The following is a 17,880-nucleotide window of genomic DNA, read 5'->3' on the forward strand; positions in this document are numbered from 1 at the left end:
CATGAGCTTGCTCCGCAATTTCGCGACCGTCGGCGGCGCGACGATGACAAGTCGTGTGCTCGGCTTCTTCCGCGATGTGATGATCGCCGCCTTCGTCGGCGCCGGGCCGGTCGCCGATGCCTTCTTCGTCGCCTTTCGCCTGCCGAACCTGTTTCGCCGGCTGTTCGCCGAAGGGGCGTTCAACTCCGCCTTCGTGCCATTGTTCGCCCGGTCGGTGGAGGAGAACGGCGACGAGGGGGCGCGTGGGTTCGCCGCCGAGATCCTCGCCGCGCTGTTGTGGACCCTGCTGGCTTTGACCGCACTGGCCGAGGTGGCGATGCCGGCGCTGGTCTGGGTGCTGGCACCGGGCTTTGCCAGCGATCCGGAAAAGTTCGATCTGGCGGTGCTGCTGTCGCGCATCACCTTCCCGTATCTGCTGTGCATGTCGCTGGTCGCCTTCCTGTCCGGCATTCTCAACACCTATCGGCGGTTCGCTGCCGCCGCGCTGGCGCCGGTGGTGCTGAACATCGTGATGATCATCGTCCTCAGCGGGATCTGGGCCAGCGGACTGGAGCCGGGCACCGGGCTCGGCGCGACCCTTGCAGTGGGCGTGACCGTGGCCGGGCTTGCCCAGCTTGCACTGGTTTATGGCGCGGTCCGGCACATGGGATTTTCCGTGCCCCTGCGCCGCCCGCGCCTGACACCGGCGGTCAAGCGGCTCTGGGCGCTGGGCATTCCCGGTGTCGTCGCCGGCGGCATCACACAGATCAACATCGCCGTCGGCACCATCATCGCCTCGGCCCAGGCCGGTGCGGTTTCCTATCTCTACTATGCGGACCGAATCTACCAGTTGCCGCTGGGCGTCGTTGGCATCGCCATTGGCGTGGTGCTGCTGCCGGACCTGTCGCGCAGCTTGCGCTCCGGCGAGGACCAGGGGGCCAACCGGACGCTGAACCGCGCGCTGGAATTCGCGCTGGCGCTGACCCTGCCGGCGACGGTGGCGCTGATCGTCGTGCCGCAGGCCATCGTCTCCGTGCTCTATCAGCGCGGCGCCTTCGATGCGGCGGCGACAACCGCCACCACGGCGGCGCTTGTCGCCTATGCCGCCGGGCTGCCGGCCTTCGTGCTCAACAAGGTGTTCTCGCCCGGGTTCTTCGCCCGCGAAGACACGGTGACGCCGATGTGGTTCGCCGGCGTCGGCATGGCGGTCAATGTGATTGGCGCCTTGGCCCTGTCGCCGTTTCTCGGTCATGTGGGCATTGCCCTTGCCACCACTCTGGCCGGATGGGTGAACACCGGATTGCTCGCCGGCGCGCTGTGGCGGCGCGGGCATTTCCGTCTCGACCCGAGTGCGCGGCGGCGCCTGCCGCTGCTGGCGCTGGCCAGCGTGTTGATGGGCGTTGGGGTCTATGCCGGCGGGATGATGCTGGCCGGCGCACTGGCCTCGCCGCTCCTGGTGATCCGCTTTGCCGCATTGGCGGCGCTGGTGGCAAGCGGGATGATCATGTTCGCGCTGTTCACGCAGCTGACCGGCGTGGTCGACCTGAAGAGCTTCCTGAGCCGCGCGCGGCGCCGTACCGGTAAAAGCTGAGGGCCAGGAGCGGGAAGGCTGGGGTGCCCAAGTTGACGTTGCGTCCAAAGCCGTTCCGCCTGGGTCTTTGGCACCGCTGGCCAAGGTGCGATGCGGCATGAACAGGGTGTGCGATGCGGGAAATCTTGCCGGCTGGCGCTGAAAATTTGCCCAAACGATCAAATTTTGTCCATTCGTTCAAAAAACAGCTTGGCGGCAGGTCTGCCTCCATTGTGAGCGCGCCTGTTCTATGGTCAAATCCAGCCGCATCATCCAAGCGCCAGGGGGAAACACATGGCATTTCTTTCCCGTTTTGCCGTTACGCGGCGGGCCGCTCTCGGTCTGGCCGCGGCGGCCGCGATCGCGGTCACCGGGGCACCCGCGATCGCCAAGGACAAGCCGTTGAAGGTTGCCGCGATCTACACGGTTCCGGTCGAGCAGCAGTGGGTCGGACGGATCCACACGGCGCTGAAGGCCGCCGAGGAACGCGGCGACGTCACCTACGCCTACTCCGAGAACGTCGCCAACACCGACTATGAGCGCGTGATGCGCGAATATGCGGAAGCAGGAATGGATCTGGTCATCGGCGAGGCCTTCGCCGTGGAGCGGGCGGCGCGCAAGGTCGCGGCCGAATATCCGGACACCGCCTTCCTGATGGGGTCGTCCTTCGGTCCGGCCAAGCCGAATTTCGCCGTGTTCGACAACTGGATCCACGAGCCGAGCTATCTCACCGGCATGATCGCCGGCAAGGCCACCAAGTCGAATGTCATCGGCATGATCGGCGGCTATGCCATCCCCGAGGTCAACCGGCTGATGAACGCCTTCATGGATGGCGCCAAGGCGGTCAATCCGGACGTCAAGTTCCTCGTGACCTTCATCAACTCCTGGTACGATCCGCCCAAAGCCAAGGAATCCGCCTTTGCGATGATCGAGAAGGGCGCGGATATCCTTTACGCCGAGCGCTTCGGCGTCTCCGACGCGGCCAAGGAAAAGGGCATTCTGGCCATCGGCAATGTCATCGACACCGCCGCCGATTATCCCGGCACGATCCTGTCGAGTGCCCTGTGGCACATGGAGCCGACCATCGACCGGGTGGTCGAGGTGGTTTCCGGCGATGCCTTCGAGCCGATCGACTATGGCCAGTACAGCTACATGGGCCATGGCGGTGGCAGCTTCGTCGTTGACGAGAGCCTTGCCGATGCCGACGCGGTGGCCGCCGCGCGTGCCAAGGAACAGGAAATCCGCGACGGTCTGTTCCGGGTCAACGTCAACGACGGCGAACCCAAGTCGACCATGTAACCGGCGCTGCGGCCACGGGGCCGCAGCCAGGCACGTGCCTCCGCCTGCCGGCGGAGGCCTCCCGCCCCGAAGAAAAGTCATGACAAGAAGAAGCGAGCCTGCCAGCCGGCGCGGGGCACCGGCGCCGGACTGGGGCGCAAGGCGCGGCAGGTAGTGAGGGAGAGGCTATGACCACGGGTCCGGGCGAACAACCGGTGGTGCTGGCACTGTCCGGCATCACCAAGCGCTTTGGCGCGCTGATGGCCAACGAGGGCGTTGATCTGGAGCTGCGACGCGGCGAGATCGTCGCGCTGCTGGGCGAGAACGGTGCCGGCAAGACCACCTTGATGAACATCCTGTTCGGCCATTACGTCGCCGACGAGGGCACCGTTTCGGTGGCGGGCGCCGATGGTCGGCTCCAGCCGATGGAACCCGGGTCGCCGGGCGCCGCGCTGCGCTCCGGCATCGGCATGGTGCATCAGCATTTCACCCTGGCGGAAAACCTCACCGCCTTCGAGAACATCGTGCTTGGCACCGTGCCGTTGATCCGCCCCGGCCTTGCCGGGCGCAACGCCCGGGCACGACTGGCTGAGCTGATGCGCCGCTCGGGGCTGGAGGTTGACCTCGACATCCGGGTCTCGCGCCTGTCCGTGGGCGAGCAGCAGCGGGTGGAAATCCTCAAGGCGCTTTACCGCGATGCCCGGGTGCTCGTCCTCGATGAGCCGACCGCCGTGCTGACCCCGCAGGAATCGGACACGCTTTTCGCGACGCTGAAATCCCTTGCCGCGCAAGGGATCGCCATTGTCTTCATCTCCCACAAGCTGGCCGAGGTGCTGGCTGCCTCCGACCGGGTGGCCGTGCTGCGTTTGGGGCGCAAGGTGGCGGATTTGCCAACCGCCGAGTGCGACCGGCAGAAGCTCGCCGAACTGATGGTCGGCCATGCGGTGACGCCGAGCCGGCGCGAGCCGAAGGCGCCCGGTGCAGCGCTGCTCACCCTTGATGGGGTCACCGCCGGTGAGGGGCGCGACAGCATCCGCGATGTCGGTTTTACCCTGCATGAGGGCGAGATCCTCGGCATCGCCGGGGTCTCCGGCAACGGTCAGGCGACCCTTGCCCGGCTGTTGTCCGGTCTGCTTCCGGCCGAACGCGGCAATCTTTTCCTGCGCGACAAGCCGGTCCATGCCCATGATGCGGGAGATATGATCCGCAGCGGCATTGCCCGTATTCCCGAGGATCGCCATCGCGATGGCGTCGTCGGCGCCATGACGGTTGCGGAAAACCTCGTCATCGAGGAAATCCGTGGGCGCCGCTATCAGCGCTTCGGCTTTCTCGATTTTGCCGCCATCGCCGCAAGGGCGCGCGAGGCGATCGCCGCCTACGACATTCGCTGTCCGGGTGGCGGTGCGGTCGCTCGGCTCTTGTCCGGCGGCAACATCCAGAAGATCGTGCTCGCCCGCACCCTCGATGCCGGCCCGGTGGTGGTGCTCGCCGCCCAGCCCTCGCGCGGGCTCGATATCGGCGCCACCGGCGATGTGCATCGCCGTCTGTTGGCGGCGCGGGCGCGCGGCGCCGGCGTCATTCTGATCTCCGAGGATCTCGACGAGCTCTTCGCCTTGTCCGACCGTATCGCCGTCATCCATCGCGGCCACCTCAGCGCGCCGCGCCCGAGCGAAGAGCTCGATCGGGCAAGCGTCGGGCTGATGATGGCCGGGCACCATACCGAAAGCGAGGCCGCATGATCCGCTTCGAGCCGCGCGAAAACGTCTCCCCCGCCCGCCGGATCGGCGCGCCGGTGGCTGCCGCGCTGGTGGCCCTTCTGCTCGCCAGCCTGCCGATTGCCGCCGCCGGCGCACCGGTGCTTGAGGCCTATCTTCTGATGGCCAGGGGCGCCTTCGGGTCGGTCTTTGCCTTTTCCGAACTGCTGGCCCGGGCAACGCCGCTGATCCTGACCGGACTGGCCGCCGCCGTGGCGTTCCGCGCCCGGCTGTGGAACATCGGCGGCGAGGGCCAGCTTTATGCCGGGGCGCTGGCGGCGGTTGCCGTAGGCACCGGCGCGATCTCCGCGCCGCCCGCCCTGCTGATCCCGTTGGTGGTGCTCGCCGGGGCCTTTGCCGGCGGCATGATGATGCTGTTGCCGACCCTCTTGAAGGTGCGGCTCGGCGCCGATGAGGTGGTCACCACCCTGCTCCTCAATTTCGTGGTGATCCTCGCCGTGCAGATGATGCTCGAAGGGCCGATGAAGGATCCGATGGGCATGGGCTGGCCGCAGTCGGAGCCGATGCTCGATGAGGCGATGCTGCCCAAGCTGCTGGAGCGGATGCGGGTGCATTCGGGCCTGATCCTGGCCCTGGTAATGGCGATAGCGGTGCATGTCTTCCTGAAGCGCACGGTCTGGGGCTTCGAGATCCGCGCGGTGGGCGAAAACCCGGAGGCTGCCCGGCACGCGGGCATCCCGGTGACTGCCACCTTCGTGCGCGTCGGCCTGCTCAGCGGCGCGCTTGCCGGTCTCGCCGGTGTCAGCGAAGTGGCTGGGCTGAAAGGCTATTTGACGGCGGACCTGTCGCCCGGCTTCGGCTATACGGGCATTGTCGTCGCCATGCTGGCCGGCCTGTCGCCGCTCGGGGTCGTCTTCGCCGCGCTGTTCATCGCCGGCATCTTCGTCGGCGCCGATTCCATGAGCCGGGCGATTGGCGTTTCCAACTACCTCGCGGATCTGGTGGTGGCCACATCGCTGATCTGCGTGCTGGTCTCCGGCTTGTTCGTTCGCTTCCGAATCCGCCTTGTCACCCCGAAAGCGCGAAAGGCGGATGCATGAGCGACATTCTCGAGATCCTGCTGACGGCGAATTTCTGGGCGGCGGCCCTGCGCATCGCCACGCCGCTGATCTTTGGCGTGCTCGGTGCGCTTCTGTGCGAGCGGGCCGGCGTTCTCAACCTGGGCATCGAGGGCATCTTCACCGCCGGGGCGATGGCCGGCTGGATGGCGGTCTGGCTGGGCGCCGGCCTCTGGGGCGGGGTGCTGGTGGCCGCGCTCGCCGGTGCGGCCTTCGGGCTCGTCCATGCCATCCTGACCGTGCCGCTCGGCCTGTCGCAGCATGTTTCGGGCATTGGCGTGACGCTGTTCGCCACCAGTCTCAGCTACTACACCTACCGCACCGCCCTGCCGGATGTGTCCTCGCCGCCGCGCATCGAGGCGTTCCAGCCGGCCGATATTCCCTATCTGTCGGACCTGCCCTTCCTTGGCCCGGCGCTGTTTCAGCAAACCCCGCTGACCTTCCTGGCGCTGGCATTCGTCGTCGTGGTCGCTTTCGTGCTCTACCGCACGCCGCTCGGCCTTGCCATCCGCGCCGTGGGCGACAATCCCTCGGCGATCGAGGCGCAGGGTCTGTCGGTGACGCTGCTGCGCATGGGAACGGTGGTCGCCGGTTCGGCGTTGATGGCGCTGGGCGGGGCGTTTCTGACCATGTCCGCCTTCGATGCGTTCTTCTTCAACATGGTCAACGGCCGTGGCTGGATCTGCATTGCGCTCACGGTCTTCGCCTCCTGGCGGCCGGGCAAGGCGCTGATCGGAGCGCTGCTCTTCGGCGCCTTCGATGCTTTTCAGGTGCGTTTGCAGACAGAGGTGGGGGGTGTAGTGCCGGGGCAGGTGTTCCTGATGATGCCCTATCTTCTGTCGATTGCCGCGCTGGTGGTGGTCGCCCGCAAGGCGGATTATCCAAGGGCAATGCTGAAGCCGTATTTCCGCGGCCAGAGGTAAGCGGTGCGCGGCGGGCAATCCCGCCGCCGCGACCTCTGCTAAGCTTGTTTCGCCAGAACGGCGTCGATCTCCGCCAGGATCTCCTCGGTCATGGCGGCGGCGGCTTGAAGCCCCGCCGCGTCATCGGCGAGCGCCGCCCAGTCGAGCGGAGCATCGCTCAGGGCTTGGACCACTGCGACCAGCGGTGTTCCTTCGGCCCGGGCGGTCACCGCCGCCCGTTTGACCAGCGCCTGCGCGCCCGCGCGCCCCAGATGCGGCAGCAGGGCGAAGCACAGCCGCTCGGCCAATAGCAGCCCGCCGCTTGCCTCCAGCGTCGCCGCCATGGCCTCCGGGGCGGGGCGCAGCGCGGCGACCAGCTCACCGGCCCGCAAAAGCGCGGCGCCGCTGGCGGCGAAAAGCTGCGGCAGCACCAGCCACTCTTCCATCCAGCCCGCGCCATCGCGTTCTTCCGCGTGAATGCCGTTTGTGCCGATCAGGCTCGCCAGCCCGCAGGCTGTGCGCGCCAGCGCGATCACCGCTTCCGCCGCCACCGGGTTCTGTTTCTGCGGCATGGTTGAGGAGCCACCGGCGCCCTCAAGCCGGATCTCGCCAATCTCGGACCGGCTGGCGATCAGGACATCCGCGCCGATCTTGCCGAGTGCCGTGCAAAGGGACGAAAGCAGATGGGCAATGTCGCCGATGGGGCGTCGGTCGGTCATCCAGGGTACGGAAGGGGCAAGGCCGAGCTCCATGGCCAGGGCGTCGGCGACCCGGCGCCCATCGCCGCCGAGGATCGAGCGGTCGCCGGAGGCACCGCCCAGCTGCACCGGCAGGCCGCCGCGCCGCAGCGTGCGCAGCCGGGCGAGCAATATCGCCAGCGGCCGGGCCCAGTTTGCAGCGCGCAGGCCGAAGCTGATCGGCGTTGCCGCCTGGGCGCGGGTGCGCCCGGCCATCCCCGTGCCGGCGTGATCGCACGCCAGCCCGCAGAGCGCGGCGATCAGCGTTTCCAGCCGGGTTTCGTAAAGGGCGAGCAACCGGGCGCAGCGCAGCATCAGGGCGCTGTCGACAATATCCTGCGAGGTGGCGCCGAAATGCAGGTAATCGGCGCCCGGTTCTCCCAGACGGTCGCGCAGGGCAGCGACAAGGGCCGGCACCGCGACGCCGGCGGAGGCGGTGCCGGCGGCAAGGTCCGCCGGGTTGGGAAGACAGGTCTTGAGCTGGCTGTCAATCGCCGCGCCGGCAGCTTCCGGGATCATCCCGCAGCGGGCCTGAACCCGGGCCAGTGCCCGTTCCACCTCGATCATGGCGGAGAGCTCCGCCGCCGGGTCCAGAAGCGTCGCCGTCTCCGGGTCGCCGAAGAGGTCGCGGTAGAGCGGCGAGGTGAAGGAGGACATGGTGGTGGCTCCTGCCCGGTTGCGGGCTTCCCGGTCAGATATCGAAGAAGACGGTCTCGTTCGCGCCCTGAAGATGGACGTCGAACCGGTAGTGCCCCGCCGCTTCCTGGGTGGCGATCAACGTCTCGCGCGCCTCAGGCTCCAGCCGGCGCAGGTCCGGATCTGCGGCGACGCGCTCCCGCTCCTCGGGGAAGTGGATACGGGTGTGCAGATGCAAATTGATGCCGCGCGCGAAGATCAGCAGGGCCACATGGGCGGGCTGTCCCTCCCGGTGCGGGCCGGGGCGCACGGTCTCGAAGCGATAGCGCCCGGTGTCGAAATCGGCCAGGCAGCGGGCGAACAGCCCCTCTGCGCCGACCCTTCCGGCACTGTCCGCCTGCCAGATCTCCAGCATGGCATCGCGCAGCGGCGCGCCGGCACCATCGAAGACGGTTCCCTCAATGATGATCCGCTCGCCCTCCGCCTCCGCGCGCGGTCCCGGCTGTCCGGTCAGCGGCGGCCGGCCGATGCTCTGCGGCGCCGTGCCGATATGCACATAGGGCCCGGCGGTCTGGGACGGCGTTTCCTGTAGCTTGCCAATCATCATGCGCCCTCCGGCCGGGTTTCGAAATGGGTCTGGCGCCGGCCGCGCAAGACGATGTCGAAGCGATAGGCGAGGCAGTCGAACGGCTCCTGATTGCGCATGTCGAGCCGCGCCACCAGCCGGTCGATGGCCGCCGGATCGGGGATGGTGTTGACGATTGGGCAGAGCGGGATCAGCGGATCGCCCTCGAAGTAAAGCTGGGTCACCAGCCGCTGGGCAAAGGCCTCGCCGAAGATCGACAGATGGATATGCGCTGGGCGCCAGTCGGAGCCGTTGTTCGGCCAGGGGTAGGGGCCGGGTTTGATGGTGCGGAACAGGTAGCGGCCCTCGCCGTCGCTGACGCAGCGCCCGCAGCCGGAGAAGTTCGGATCGAGCGGTGCCAGATAGCCATCCTTCACATGGGCATAGCGCCCGGCGGCATTGGCCTGCCAGATCTCGATCAGCGCGTTCGGAACCGGTCGGGCGTTCTCGTCCAGCACCTGGCCGAACACGTAGATGCGCTCGCCGAGGGCGTCGCCGCCTTGGGCGGCATTGCGGATCAGGTCATGGTCGAGCGGACCGAGCGCCGTATTGCCAAGCGCCGGGCCGCTGCGTTCCAGCGCCGATTGCTCCACCGCGTGCAGCGGCCTGAGCGGCGCGCGCAGCACCGTGCTCTTGTAGCCGGGCGAGAGCGGCACCGGATGCTGCCTCCGGTCGCGCCGGTAAAAATCAGCCCTTGTCATGGTCCCCACCCTTTGCGTTGTCCGTCTCCGTTGCCATCTCGGCAAAGACCGCCTTGGCGATCTTCAGCGCCCGGTTGGCCGCCGGCACCCCGGCATAGATTGCCACATGCATCAGCGCCTCGCGCACATCCTCCGCGCTGGCGCCGGTGCGTGCCGTTGCCCGGCAATGCATGGCCAGTTCCTCGTCATGGCCGAGCGCGGCCAGCAGCGCAATGGTCAGCATCGACCGCTCCCGCCGGCTGATCGCCTCGCTGGTCCAGACCCGGCCCCAGGCGCCCTCTGTGATGAGATCCTGAAACGGGGCATCGAAGGCCGTCGTTGCAGCTTGCGCCCGCGCCACATGCGCCTCGCCCAGGACGGCGCGCCGGGTGGCAAGGCCGATGTCTTTTCGGGTCATGGTCATGCGGACACCTTGCTGTCGATGAAGGCGCGGATCAGCCCGGCCATGGCCTCCGGCGCCTCGATGCAGGGCAGATGGCCGGGGCCGGAAAGCTCCTGATACACCGCGCCGGGGATCAGCCCGGCAAGCGCGCGCACCGCATCGGGCGGCGTGGCGGCATCATCGCTGGCGCCGATGCATAAGGTGGGAGCGGTGATCCGACTGGCGTGGGGGCGAAAATCCGCGTCACGGATCGCCACTGCCAGCGCCGTGTACCCGTCCGCCGGGGTGTGCGCCAACATGGCGCGCCACAGGGCGAGATCGTCGGGGCACTCGCGGCGAAACCGGGCGGAGAACCAGCGCTCCATGGTCGCATCGGCAATCGCCGCCATGCCGCCTTCGGCAATCGCCGCGATGCGCTGGGTCCACAGATCGGGGGTGCCGATCCGCGCGGCGGTGTTGCTGAGGACAAGGCCGCCGACCCGCTCCGGCCGGGTGAGCGCCACGGACTGGGCGATCAGCCCGCCGACCGACAGGCCGACGATCACCGCCCGGTCGAGGTCAAAGGCATCCATCAGGGCCACCAGATCAGCACCATGATCCTTGATTGACATACCGCCGCCACCGCAGGACAGGCCGTGGCCGGCGGTGTCGTAGCGCAGGAGGTGCCAGTCGGAGGGGAGGGCAGAGATCACCCGGTCCCAGATCCGCAGGTCCGTGCCGAGGGAATTGGAAAAGGCCACGGCGGGGCCAGGTTGGTCGCCGCTGCCCGGACGCAACATTGCGTGCAGCACCCGGTTGTCGTGCCGTATCGCTCTCACCGTTTTCCCCTTGCCAAGTACGACCTCAGGGTCACCATGCTCATTTGAAATGGTAATGTAAAATGAGAAATATCGGCAGTTTCATAACCAAAGGAGCGTTCATGCAGGTCGACGCCGGGATCAAGCTGCGGCACCTGACCGCCTTTCTGGAAATCGCCCGGCGCCTCAGCCTGACCGAGGCGGCGGCGGCGCTGTCCGTGACCCAGCCGGCGATTTCCAGGACGTTGAAGGAACTGGAAGACCGCCTCGGCGTGACCTTGATGGAGCGGGGCCGGGCCGGGGTGGCGCTGACGACGGAAGGGGAGATCTTCCGCCACTACGCCAGCCTGTCGGTTGCGGCGCTGCGCCAGGGCATTGACGGGCTTGAACAGGCGGCGATGGCCGGAGAGACGCTGATCCGCATCGGTGCCTTGCCGAGTGTGGCCGCCAGCGTGATCCCGCGCGCCGTGGCGCTCTATCTGGAAGGCGGTCCGGGGGCGACCCTCGATATCGTCACCGGACCGAACGGGCACCTGCTCGATCAGCTCCGCACCGGCGCGCTGGAGGCGGTGATTGGTCGGCTCGGCCATCCGGAGGCGATGCAGGGGCTGAGTTTCGTCCAGCTCTACTCCGAACAGGTGTCGCTGGTGGTCCGGCCCGGCCATCCGCTGCTGGCCCAGCCCGATCTCGCCCGCCTGCCGGACTACATCGTGCTGTATCCCAGCGCGGCGGCGGCGATCCGGCCGCTGGTGGAACGGCTGGTGGTGGCCAATGGCATTGGCCGCCTGCCCCGCCGGGTGGAGACGGTCTCCAATGCCTTCGGCCGTGCCTTCGTCCGGTCCTCCGACGCGGTCTGGATCATCTCGCAAGGTGTGGTGGCCAACGACCTGGCCGAGGGCACGCTTGCCGAGCTCTTGGTGGACACCCGCATCACCCTTGGCCCGGTCGGTCTGTCGACCCGGGCGGAAGACGCGGGATCGCCGGACCTGTTGCGTTTCGTGAGCGCGTTGCGTGCGGCGGTCAGGAGTGCCCGGGGCGATCTGCTTGTGGATCCGGCGACTTGAGGGGCTCCGGCCTGTCCTCGCCTGCGGCCGGCTGCTGCGGCCGGGCGGGGTCGCTGTCGTCGCGATAGGCTTCGAGCATGGCCATGCGCCGCTCCGCCCGCTCCGGATCGGCGCCGGTGACGCCGGCCACCAGCGCCTCGGCGATTGTCATCAGCGCGGCGGTGGAATCCCAGGGCGAGGGTACCGAGACTCGCGCCGGCAGCACATGGGTCGCCACGCTGGCAATCGGCGACAGCCAGCTGTCGGTGATCAGGATGATGGTGACGCCGCGATCCGCAGCGGCGGTCGCAAGCCGGGCAAGGTCCGCCTGATAGCGCCGGATGTCGAACACCACCAGAACGTCGCGCCGGCCCATGTCGATCAGGAAATCGCGCCAGTTGCCTTCCTGTCCGGCGATATGCGTGACACCGCCGCGCAGAATGCGCAGATGTGCGCCCATGTAGCGGGCCAGGGCATCGGTGAAGCGCCCGCCGAGCAGATAAAGCCCGCGCCGCTCGTCCGCCAGCAGCGCCGCCACCGCCTCCAGTTCGGAGGCCGGCAGGTGGCGAAAGGTCTCGCGAATGTTGGTAAGACAGGCCTCGGCGATGGTGGAAATGCCGGCGTCACCCGCTTTCGGGCCGCCCTTGACCCGTGCCAGCGGCGAGTTGATCTGGTCTTCCAGTTCGCTGCGCAGGCGCGCTTGCAAGGCCGGGTAGCTGGCAAAGCCGATGCGCGCGGCGAAGCGCAGGATGGTGGGGGAACTGACCCCCGCCGCCCGGGCGAATTGGGCCACCGTGCCAAGTCCCAGGATAGGATAATTGGCAAGCAACGCCAGCGCCGCCCGCCGCTCGGTGGTGGTGAATTCGGACAGTCGGTTGCGGATTTCCTCCGCCAGGGACTGAGGCATCGCCCGGTTCGCTCCTGCTTCCGGAATCCATTTGACATCCCGGCAATCTGTGTATCAGATATTACAGAAGAACGGTGATGGTGCAATTCTGTAACAAAATAAACAGACGCCATCGACCGGACGCTTCGGGGGGAGATGGATGCAGCAGCAAGCTGAAACGCGGGGGGGCGTGCCGTCGGTCGTCGTCACGGAAAACGCGGAAGGCCTGGGGCCGTTCGTGTTTCTGTGCGACCATGCCTCCAAGGCGCTGCCGGCGGAATTCGGCGGGCTCGGCCTCGACGAGGCTGCGCGCCGCGCGCATATCGCCTGGGACCCGGGCGCGCTGGGCGTGTCGCGTCACCTCAGCGCTCTGTTCGATGCGCCGCTGGTCTACCCGGATCTGTCGCGGCTGGTTCTGGACTGCAACCGCGATCCCGCCGCCGCCGACCTGATTCCGGAGGTGAGCGAGACCACCGAGGTGCCCGGCAATCGCGGCCTGTCGCCGGCGGACCGGCAGGCGCGCATTGATCTGGTGCACACCCCGTTTCACCGGACCGTTTCCGAGCTTCTCGATGTCCGCGCCGAGGCCGGACTGCCGACCGCGGTGGTGTCGATCCACAGTTTCACGCCCGTCTACAAGGGGGTCTCCCGGCCCTGGCCGATCGGCATCCTGTCCGATACCGACCGGCGTCTTGCCGAGCCGATCCTGACCGCGCTTGCCGCCGATTCGGCGACGATGCCCGGCGACAATGTGCCCTATTCGCCCGCCGACGGGGTCTATTACACGGTCGGCCGCCACGGCGAAGGGCGCGGTCTTCCCTGTGTGATGATCGAGATCCGCAACGACGAGGTTGCCAGCCCCGAGGCCGAGGCCCTCTGGGCGGAACGTCTCGGCGACGCGCTGGCCTTCGCGCTGGAGGACCTGGCGGCATCAGGCCAGCCGGAGGGCGGTCATGCTTGAGGTCATGCGGGTTTACGTCCGCTGGGTGGATGCGTTCAACCGCAGGCTCGGCCGGCTGATCATGTACGGCATCTTCGTGATGGCGGGCATCCTGCTGTGGTCCTCGATCTCCAAGACCTTCTTCCTGCCCTCGATCTGGACGCTGGAAGTCGCCCAGTTCGCGATGGTCGCCTATTACATTCTTGGTGGACCCTATTCGATCCAGCTTGGTTCGAATGTGCGCATGGATCTGTTCTACGCCAGTTGGTCGCTGAAGAAGCGCGCCTGGGTCGATGCCTTCACCGTGCTGCTGCTCATGTTCTTCCTTGGCGTGCTGCTCTATGGCGGCGTCGGGTCGACCGCCTATTCGCTGGGGCATTTCGGCGATGAGCCGTTCACCTTCCTCAAGGATATCGTCGTCGCCTTCCTGACCGGCGGGCCGGACGCCGCCTCGGAGAAGCTTGGCTATATCGAGCGCAGCCCGACCGCCTGGCGCCCGTATCTGTGGCCGGTCAAGCTGATCATGATTTCGGGTTTCCTGCTGATGCTGCTGCAAGCGCTTTCCGAGCTTTTCAAGGACATCGCCCGGATCCGGGGAGAGGAATTCTGATGTCCTATGAGATGATCGCCATCTTCATGTTCGCCTTGATGATGCTGATGCTGATGACGGGGCAGCGGGTGTTCGGCGCGATTGGCGGTGTCGCGGCCATCGCCGCGCTCAGCCTTTGGGGCACCGGCGGCTCGGACATTCCCTTCTCGGCGGCGATGAAGCTGATGAAGTGGTATCCGCTGCTGACGCTGCCGATGTTCATCTTCATGGGCTACGTCCTGTCGGAATCGAAGATCGCCGACGATCTCTACAAGATGTTCCATGTGTGGATGGGACCGGTCAGCGGCGGGCTGGCCATCGGCACCATCGGGCTGATGGTGCTGGTCTCGGCGATGAACGGCCTGTCGGTCGCCGGCATGGCCATCGGCGCCACCATCGCCCTGCCGGAGCTTTTGCGCCGGGGCTATGACAAGCGCATGGTCACCGGGGTGATCCAGGCCGGTTCCTCGCTCGGCATCCTCGTGCCGCCGTCGGTGGTGCTGGTGCTTTACGCGATGATCGCCCGCCAGCCGGTGGGGCAGCTCTGGCTCGCCGGTGTCGTGCCGGGTCTGATGATGGCCGGCATGTTCATTCTCTACATCTATATCCGCTGCCGGCTGCAGCCGGAGCTGGGGCCGGTGCTGAGCAAGGACGAACGCACGGTGCCGATGACGGAGAAGCTGCGGCTGCTGTCGGCCGGCGTGCTGCCGATCGGCATTTTCGCGGCGATGATGGTGCCCTTCGTCAATGGCTGGACCTCGCTGGTCGAAAGCTCGGCGATCGGCGCCATGACCGCCTTCGCGGCGGCGGTGCTCAAGGGGCGCATGACCCGGGGCGTGTTCGAGACCTGCGTCCGTCAGACGCTGGCGATCTCCTGCATGTTCATGTGGATCATCCTCGCCGCCCTCGGCTTCGGCGCGGTGTTCGACGGGCTTGGCGCGGTCAAGGCGATTGAGAACCTCTTCACCGAACAACTCGGCCTCAACCCCTGGGTCATCCTGATCCTGATGCAGCTGTCGTTTCTCGTCATGGGCACCTTCCTCGACGATACGGCAATGCTGGTGATCGTCGCGCCGCTCTATGTGCCGCTGGTGCAGGCGCTGGGCTTCGACCTGGTCTGGTATGGCATCCTCTACACCGTCACCACCCAGATCGCCTACATGACCCCGCCCTTTGGCTACAATCTGTTCTTGATGCGGGCGATGGCGCCTCCGGAAATCACCTTGCGCGACATCTATGGCTCGATCGCGCCGTTCGTCATGGTGATGCTCCTGGCGCTGGCGCTGCTCATGGCCTTTCCCGACATCGCCCTTTGGCTGCCGGACTATGTCTATGGAAAATAACCGGCCGGGTCCGCCGTCGACCCTGCCTCCCGCCTGACCACCAAAAAGACACCCCGCCAAGGGGTGCGATCTTCAAACACCTTCCACAGGGGAGTTATGAAAAATGACGAACAGACGCGATTTTCTGAAGAAAGCCGGCCTTGGCACTGTTGCCGCCGCCGGTGCCTCGACGCTTGCCGCGCCCGCCGTCCTCGGTCAGGCGCCGATCAAGTGGCGCATGCAGACCTATGCCGGAACGGCTCTGGCCGAGCATGTGATCAAGCCGGCCATCGATGCCTTCAACAAGGCGGCCAACGGCGAGATGGAGATCGAGCTTTTCTACGCCGATCAGCTCGTGCCGACCGGAGAGCTGTTCCGGGCCATGCAGAAGGGCACCATCGACGCGGTGCAGTCGGATGACGATTCCATGGCTTCGCCGACGGAAGTCACCGTGTTCGGCGGCTATTTCCCCTTCGCCAGCCGCTATTCGCTGGACGTGCCGGTGCTGTTCAACCAGTACGGGCTGAAGGAAATCTGGGAAGAGGAATACGCCAAGGTCGGCGTCAAGCACATCTCCGCCGGCGCCTGGGATCCGTGTCACTTCGCCACCAAGGATCCGATCCGCAGCCTGGCGGATCTGAAGGGCAAGCGGGTCTTCACCTTCCCGACCGCCGGCCGGTTCCTCAGCCAGTTCGGCGTCGTGCCGGTGACCCTGCCCTGGGAGGACATTGAGGTCGCGGTGCAGACCGGTGAGCTCGACGGCGTTGCCTGGTCGGGCATCACCGAGGATTACACCGTCGGCTGGGCGGATGTGACCAACTACTTCCTGACCAACAACATCTCCGGTGCCTGGGCCGGGTCGTTCTTCGCCAACATGGAGCGTTGGAACGAGCTGCCGGATCATCTCAAGGTGATGCTGCAGCTGGCGATGGACTCGTCTCACTACTACCGGCAGTGGTGGTACTGGGGCGGCGAAGCGTCCTTGCGCGTCAACGGCACCAAGATGGAGCTGACCTCGATCCCCGATGCCGAATGGGCGACGGTGGAAGAGGCCGCGGTCAAGTTCTGGGACGAGATCGCCGCGGAATCGGAGGTCAAGGCCAAGGTGGTCGAGATCTTCAAGAAGTACAATTCGGACATGCAGAAGGCCGGCCGGCCCTATCGCTACACCTGAAGGATCTGCCGGGGGGAGCGGCGCGCGCTTCCCCCGTCCTCTGCGGGTCCGGGCCGCCGCGCCCGGGCCTTCCGTCTCCGTTTAGCAGGCAAGTAAATCCCGATGGCTGGAAATCTGACGTTCGATGCCCTGAAGCAAGCGGTCTCCGAGGGCGAGATCGATACCGTGCTGGTCTGTCTGGTCGACATGCAGGGCCGGCTTTTGGGAAAGCGGTTCCATGCGCGGAACTTCATCGACCATTCCCACCAAGAGACCCATTGCTGCAATTATCTTCTGGCCACCGACCTGGAGATGTACACGGTCGAGGGCTATGCCGCGACCAGCTGGTCCGGCGGCTATGGCGATTATGCGATGCGCCCGGATCTGTCCACCTTGCGCCACGTGCCGTGGCTCGAGGGGACGGCGATGGTTCTGTGCGACGTGCTCGATCATCACACCCATGCCCCGGTGCCGCATTCGCCGCGCGCGGTGCTGCAGGCGCAGATCGCCCGGCTTGAGGCCATGGGCTTTTCGGCAATGATGGCGACCGAGCTGGAGTTCTTCCTGTTCGAGAAGAGCTTTGATGAAATCCGCCGGTCCGGCTTTCGCGATCTGACGCCGATCTCCGGCTACAACGAGGATTATCATATCTTCCAGACGACCAAGGAAGAGGAGGTGATGCGTCCGCTGCGCAACCATCTCTACGCCGCCGGTATCCCGATCGAGAATTCCAAGGGCGAGGCGGAAAGCGGTCAGGAGGAGCTCAACATCCGCTATTCGGCCCCGCTCGACTGTGCCGATTTTCACACCATCGCCAAGCACGCGACCAAGGAGATCGCCTGGCAGCACGGCCGGGCCGCCTCCTTCCTGCCGAAATGGCACCATCAGCGTGTCGGCTCCTCCTCCCATGTGCACCAGTCGCTCTGGACGGCGGATGGCGAGAGCGCCTTCCGCGATCCGTCCGGCGCCTATGGCATGTCGGAGACCATGCGCCACTACATGGCCGGGCTGATCAAATTCGCCCCCGACTACACCTATTTCCTGGCCCCTTACATCAACAGCTACAAGCGCTTCCAGAAGGGCACCTTCGCCCCGACCAAGACCGTCTGGTCGGTCGACAACCGCACCGCCGGCTTCCGGCTGTGCGGCGAGGGGACGAACGCGGTCCGGGTCGAATGCCGCATTGGCGGGTCGGACATGAACCCCTACCTTGCCCTGGCCGCGCAGCTGGCGGCGGGGATCAAGGGGATCGAGGAGAAACTGCCGCTCGATCCGCCGGCGACCGGCGATCTCTATGAGGCGCAACGGGCGCTGGAGATCCCGCAGACCCTGCGCGATGCGACCGAGACCTTGCGGGCATCGCAAATGTTGCGCGAAGCGCTTGGCGAAGAGGTGGTCGCGCATTATGTCCGCGCGGCCGAGTGGGAACAGGAGGAGTTCGACCGGGTGGTCACCGACTACGAGATCGCCCGCGGGTTCGAACGCTGCTGACGTCACGCCGGCCCCT

The 17,880-nt window shown here is 66.6% G+C and carries 17 protein-coding genes; 11 read left to right on the plus strand and 6 right to left on the minus strand.

Features of this window, described 5'->3' with window-relative positions:
* Window position 1 precedes the first annotated feature (1 nt).
* The 5 genes from murJ (at window position 2) to LC062_RS14305 (ending at window position 6,583) form a co-directional block, all read left to right on the plus strand.
* Window positions 2-1,570: a murein biosynthesis integral membrane protein MurJ gene (gene murJ, locus LC062_RS14285; protein WP_224911710.1), complete on the plus strand. Its 1,569-nt coding sequence runs from the start codon at window positions 2-4 to the stop codon at window positions 1,568-1,570.
* Between the two features lie 273 nt (window positions 1,571-1,843).
* Window positions 1,844-2,848: a BMP family protein gene (locus LC062_RS14290; RefSeq protein WP_224911711.1), complete on the plus strand. Its 1,005-nt coding sequence runs from the start codon at window positions 1,844-1,846 to the stop codon at window positions 2,846-2,848.
* 167 nt (window positions 2,849-3,015) lie between these two features.
* A complete protein-coding gene (locus tag LC062_RS14295) occupies window positions 3,016-4,566 on the plus strand; it encodes an ABC transporter ATP-binding protein (RefSeq protein WP_224911712.1) in 1,551 nt (516 codons plus the stop codon).
* The gene (locus LC062_RS14300; protein ID WP_224911713.1) at window positions 4,563-5,642 is read left to right on the plus strand and encodes an ABC transporter permease; all 1,080 of its coding nucleotides are present in this window, start codon (window positions 4,563-4,565) and stop codon (window positions 5,640-5,642) included. Before LC062_RS14295 ends, LC062_RS14300 begins: the two co-directional genes overlap by 4 nt.
* Window positions 5,639-6,583, plus strand: coding sequence for an ABC transporter permease (locus LC062_RS14305; RefSeq protein ID WP_224911714.1), 945 nt, complete (start codon window positions 5,639-5,641; stop codon window positions 6,581-6,583). Before LC062_RS14300 ends, LC062_RS14305 begins: the two co-directional genes overlap by 4 nt.
* A 38-nt stretch (window positions 6,584-6,621) precedes the next feature.
* Here the strand turns inward: LC062_RS14305 and LC062_RS14310 are convergent, their stop codons facing one another.
* From LC062_RS14310 to pcaD, 5 genes are read right to left on the minus strand one after another with little or no spacing between them, the layout of a single operon-like run.
* On the minus strand, window positions 6,622-7,956 hold the full coding sequence (locus tag LC062_RS14310) for a lyase family protein (RefSeq protein ID WP_224911715.1): 1,335 nt from the start codon (window positions 7,954-7,956) through the stop codon (window positions 6,622-6,624).
* 34 nt (window positions 7,957-7,990) lie between these two features.
* A complete protein-coding gene (pcaG, locus tag LC062_RS14315) occupies window positions 7,991-8,542 on the minus strand; it encodes a protocatechuate 3,4-dioxygenase subunit alpha (RefSeq protein WP_224911716.1) in 552 nt (183 codons plus the stop codon).
* Window positions 8,539-9,261, minus strand: coding sequence for a protocatechuate 3,4-dioxygenase subunit beta (gene pcaH / locus LC062_RS14320; RefSeq protein WP_224911717.1), 723 nt, complete (start codon window positions 9,259-9,261; stop codon window positions 8,539-8,541). Before pcaH ends, pcaG begins: the two co-directional genes overlap by 4 nt.
* Window positions 9,248-9,658 (minus strand): 4-carboxymuconolactone decarboxylase, encoded by a 411-nt coding sequence (gene pcaC, locus LC062_RS14325; protein WP_224911718.1) that lies wholly within the window; start codon window positions 9,656-9,658, stop codon window positions 9,248-9,250. Before pcaC ends, pcaH begins: the two co-directional genes overlap by 14 nt.
* Window positions 9,659-9,660: 2 nt before the next feature.
* Window positions 9,661-10,461 (minus strand): 3-oxoadipate enol-lactonase, encoded by an 801-nt coding sequence (gene pcaD / locus LC062_RS14330; protein WP_224911719.1) that lies wholly within the window; start codon window positions 10,459-10,461, stop codon window positions 9,661-9,663.
* 101 nt (window positions 10,462-10,562) lie between these two features.
* Between pcaD and pcaQ the strand changes: the two genes are divergently transcribed.
* Window positions 10,563-11,504 (plus strand): pca operon transcription factor PcaQ, encoded by a 942-nt coding sequence (pcaQ, locus tag LC062_RS14335; RefSeq protein ID WP_224911720.1) that lies wholly within the window; start codon window positions 10,563-10,565, stop codon window positions 11,502-11,504.
* On the opposite strand, the gene LC062_RS14340 is transcribed toward pcaQ, so the two are convergent.
* Window positions 11,461-12,390: a MurR/RpiR family transcriptional regulator gene (locus LC062_RS14340; RefSeq protein ID WP_224911721.1), complete on the minus strand. Its 930-nt coding sequence runs from the start codon at window positions 12,388-12,390 to the stop codon at window positions 11,461-11,463. The two genes, pcaQ and LC062_RS14340, sit on opposite strands and share 44 nt — an antisense overlap.
* A gap of 139 nt (window positions 12,391-12,529) precedes the next feature.
* On the opposite strand from LC062_RS14340, the gene LC062_RS14345 reads away from it, so the two are divergent.
* The 5 genes from LC062_RS14345 to LC062_RS14365 all read left to right on the plus strand — a co-directional run bounded on the left by LC062_RS14345 (window position 12,530) and on the right by LC062_RS14365 (window position 17,864).
* Window positions 12,530-13,330 (plus strand): N-formylglutamate amidohydrolase, encoded by an 801-nt coding sequence (locus LC062_RS14345; protein WP_224911722.1) that lies wholly within the window; start codon window positions 12,530-12,532, stop codon window positions 13,328-13,330.
* Window positions 13,323-13,919 carry a TRAP transporter small permease subunit gene (locus LC062_RS14350; protein ID WP_224911723.1) on the plus strand — a complete coding sequence of 199 codons (597 nt, stop codon included), beginning with the start codon at window positions 13,323-13,325 and terminating at the stop codon, window positions 13,917-13,919. Before LC062_RS14345 ends, LC062_RS14350 begins: the two co-directional genes overlap by 8 nt.
* On the plus strand, window positions 13,919-15,241 hold the full coding sequence (locus LC062_RS14355) for a TRAP transporter large permease (RefSeq protein ID WP_224911724.1): 1,323 nt from the start codon (window positions 13,919-13,921) through the stop codon (window positions 15,239-15,241). Before LC062_RS14350 ends, LC062_RS14355 begins: the two co-directional genes overlap by 1 nt.
* A 103-nt stretch (window positions 15,242-15,344) precedes the next feature.
* Window positions 15,345-16,394 (plus strand): TRAP transporter substrate-binding protein, encoded by a 1,050-nt coding sequence (locus LC062_RS14360; RefSeq protein WP_224911725.1) that lies wholly within the window; start codon window positions 15,345-15,347, stop codon window positions 16,392-16,394.
* Window positions 16,395-16,496: 102 nt separating this feature from the next.
* Entirely contained in the window at window positions 16,497-17,864 is a 1,368-nt protein-coding gene (locus LC062_RS14365) for a glutamine synthetase family protein (protein ID WP_224911726.1), read from the plus strand.
* The last annotated feature ends 16 nt before the right edge of the window (window positions 17,865-17,880 follow it).

Origin of the sequence: Stappia indica (assembly GCF_020177335.1) — a bacterium.
Taxonomy (GTDB): Bacteria; Pseudomonadota; Alphaproteobacteria; order Rhizobiales; family Stappiaceae; genus Stappia; species Stappia indica_B.

What these genes read in the sequence shown, in the direction of transcription:
- murJ (WP_224911710.1), top strand. Translation starts at nt 2, where the DNA reads ATGAGCTTGCTCCGCAATTTCGCGACCGTCGGCGGCGCGACGATGACA.
- LC062_RS14290 (WP_224911711.1), top strand. Translation starts at nt 1,844, where the DNA reads ATGGCATTTCTTTCCCGTTTTGCCGTTACGCGGCGGGCCGCTCTCGGT.
- LC062_RS14295 (WP_224911712.1), top strand. Translation starts at nt 3,016, where the DNA reads ATGACCACGGGTCCGGGCGAACAACCGGTGGTGCTGGCACTGTCCGGC.
- LC062_RS14300 (WP_224911713.1), top strand. Translation starts at nt 4,563, where the DNA reads ATGATCCGCTTCGAGCCGCGCGAAAACGTCTCCCCCGCCCGCCGGATC.
- LC062_RS14305 (WP_224911714.1), top strand. Translation starts at nt 5,639, where the DNA reads ATGAGCGACATTCTCGAGATCCTGCTGACGGCGAATTTCTGGGCGGCG.
- LC062_RS14310 (WP_224911715.1), bottom strand. Translation starts at nt 7,956, where the DNA reads ATGTCCTCCTTCACCTCGCCGCTCTACCGCGACCTCTTCGGCGACCCG.
- pcaG (WP_224911716.1), bottom strand. Translation starts at nt 8,542, where the DNA reads ATGATGATTGGCAAGCTACAGGAAACGCCGTCCCAGACCGCCGGGCCC.
- pcaH (WP_224911717.1), bottom strand. Translation starts at nt 9,261, where the DNA reads ATGACAAGGGCTGATTTTTACCGGCGCGACCGGAGGCAGCATCCGGTG.
- pcaC (WP_224911718.1), bottom strand. Translation starts at nt 9,658, where the DNA reads ATGACCCGAAAAGACATCGGCCTTGCCACCCGGCGCGCCGTCCTGGGC.
- pcaQ (WP_224911720.1), top strand. Translation starts at nt 10,563, where the DNA reads ATGCAGGTCGACGCCGGGATCAAGCTGCGGCACCTGACCGCCTTTCTG.
- LC062_RS14340 (WP_224911721.1), bottom strand. Translation starts at nt 12,390, where the DNA reads ATGCCTCAGTCCCTGGCGGAGGAAATCCGCAACCGACTGTCCGAATTC.
- LC062_RS14345 (WP_224911722.1), top strand. Translation starts at nt 12,530, where the DNA reads ATGCAGCAGCAAGCTGAAACGCGGGGGGGCGTGCCGTCGGTCGTCGTC.
- LC062_RS14350 (WP_224911723.1), top strand. Translation starts at nt 13,323, where the DNA reads ATGCTTGAGGTCATGCGGGTTTACGTCCGCTGGGTGGATGCGTTCAAC.
- LC062_RS14355 (WP_224911724.1), top strand. Translation starts at nt 13,919, where the DNA reads ATGTCCTATGAGATGATCGCCATCTTCATGTTCGCCTTGATGATGCTG.
- LC062_RS14360 (WP_224911725.1), top strand. Translation starts at nt 15,345, where the DNA reads ATGACGAACAGACGCGATTTTCTGAAGAAAGCCGGCCTTGGCACTGTT.
- LC062_RS14365 (WP_224911726.1), top strand. Translation starts at nt 16,497, where the DNA reads ATGGCTGGAAATCTGACGTTCGATGCCCTGAAGCAAGCGGTCTCCGAG.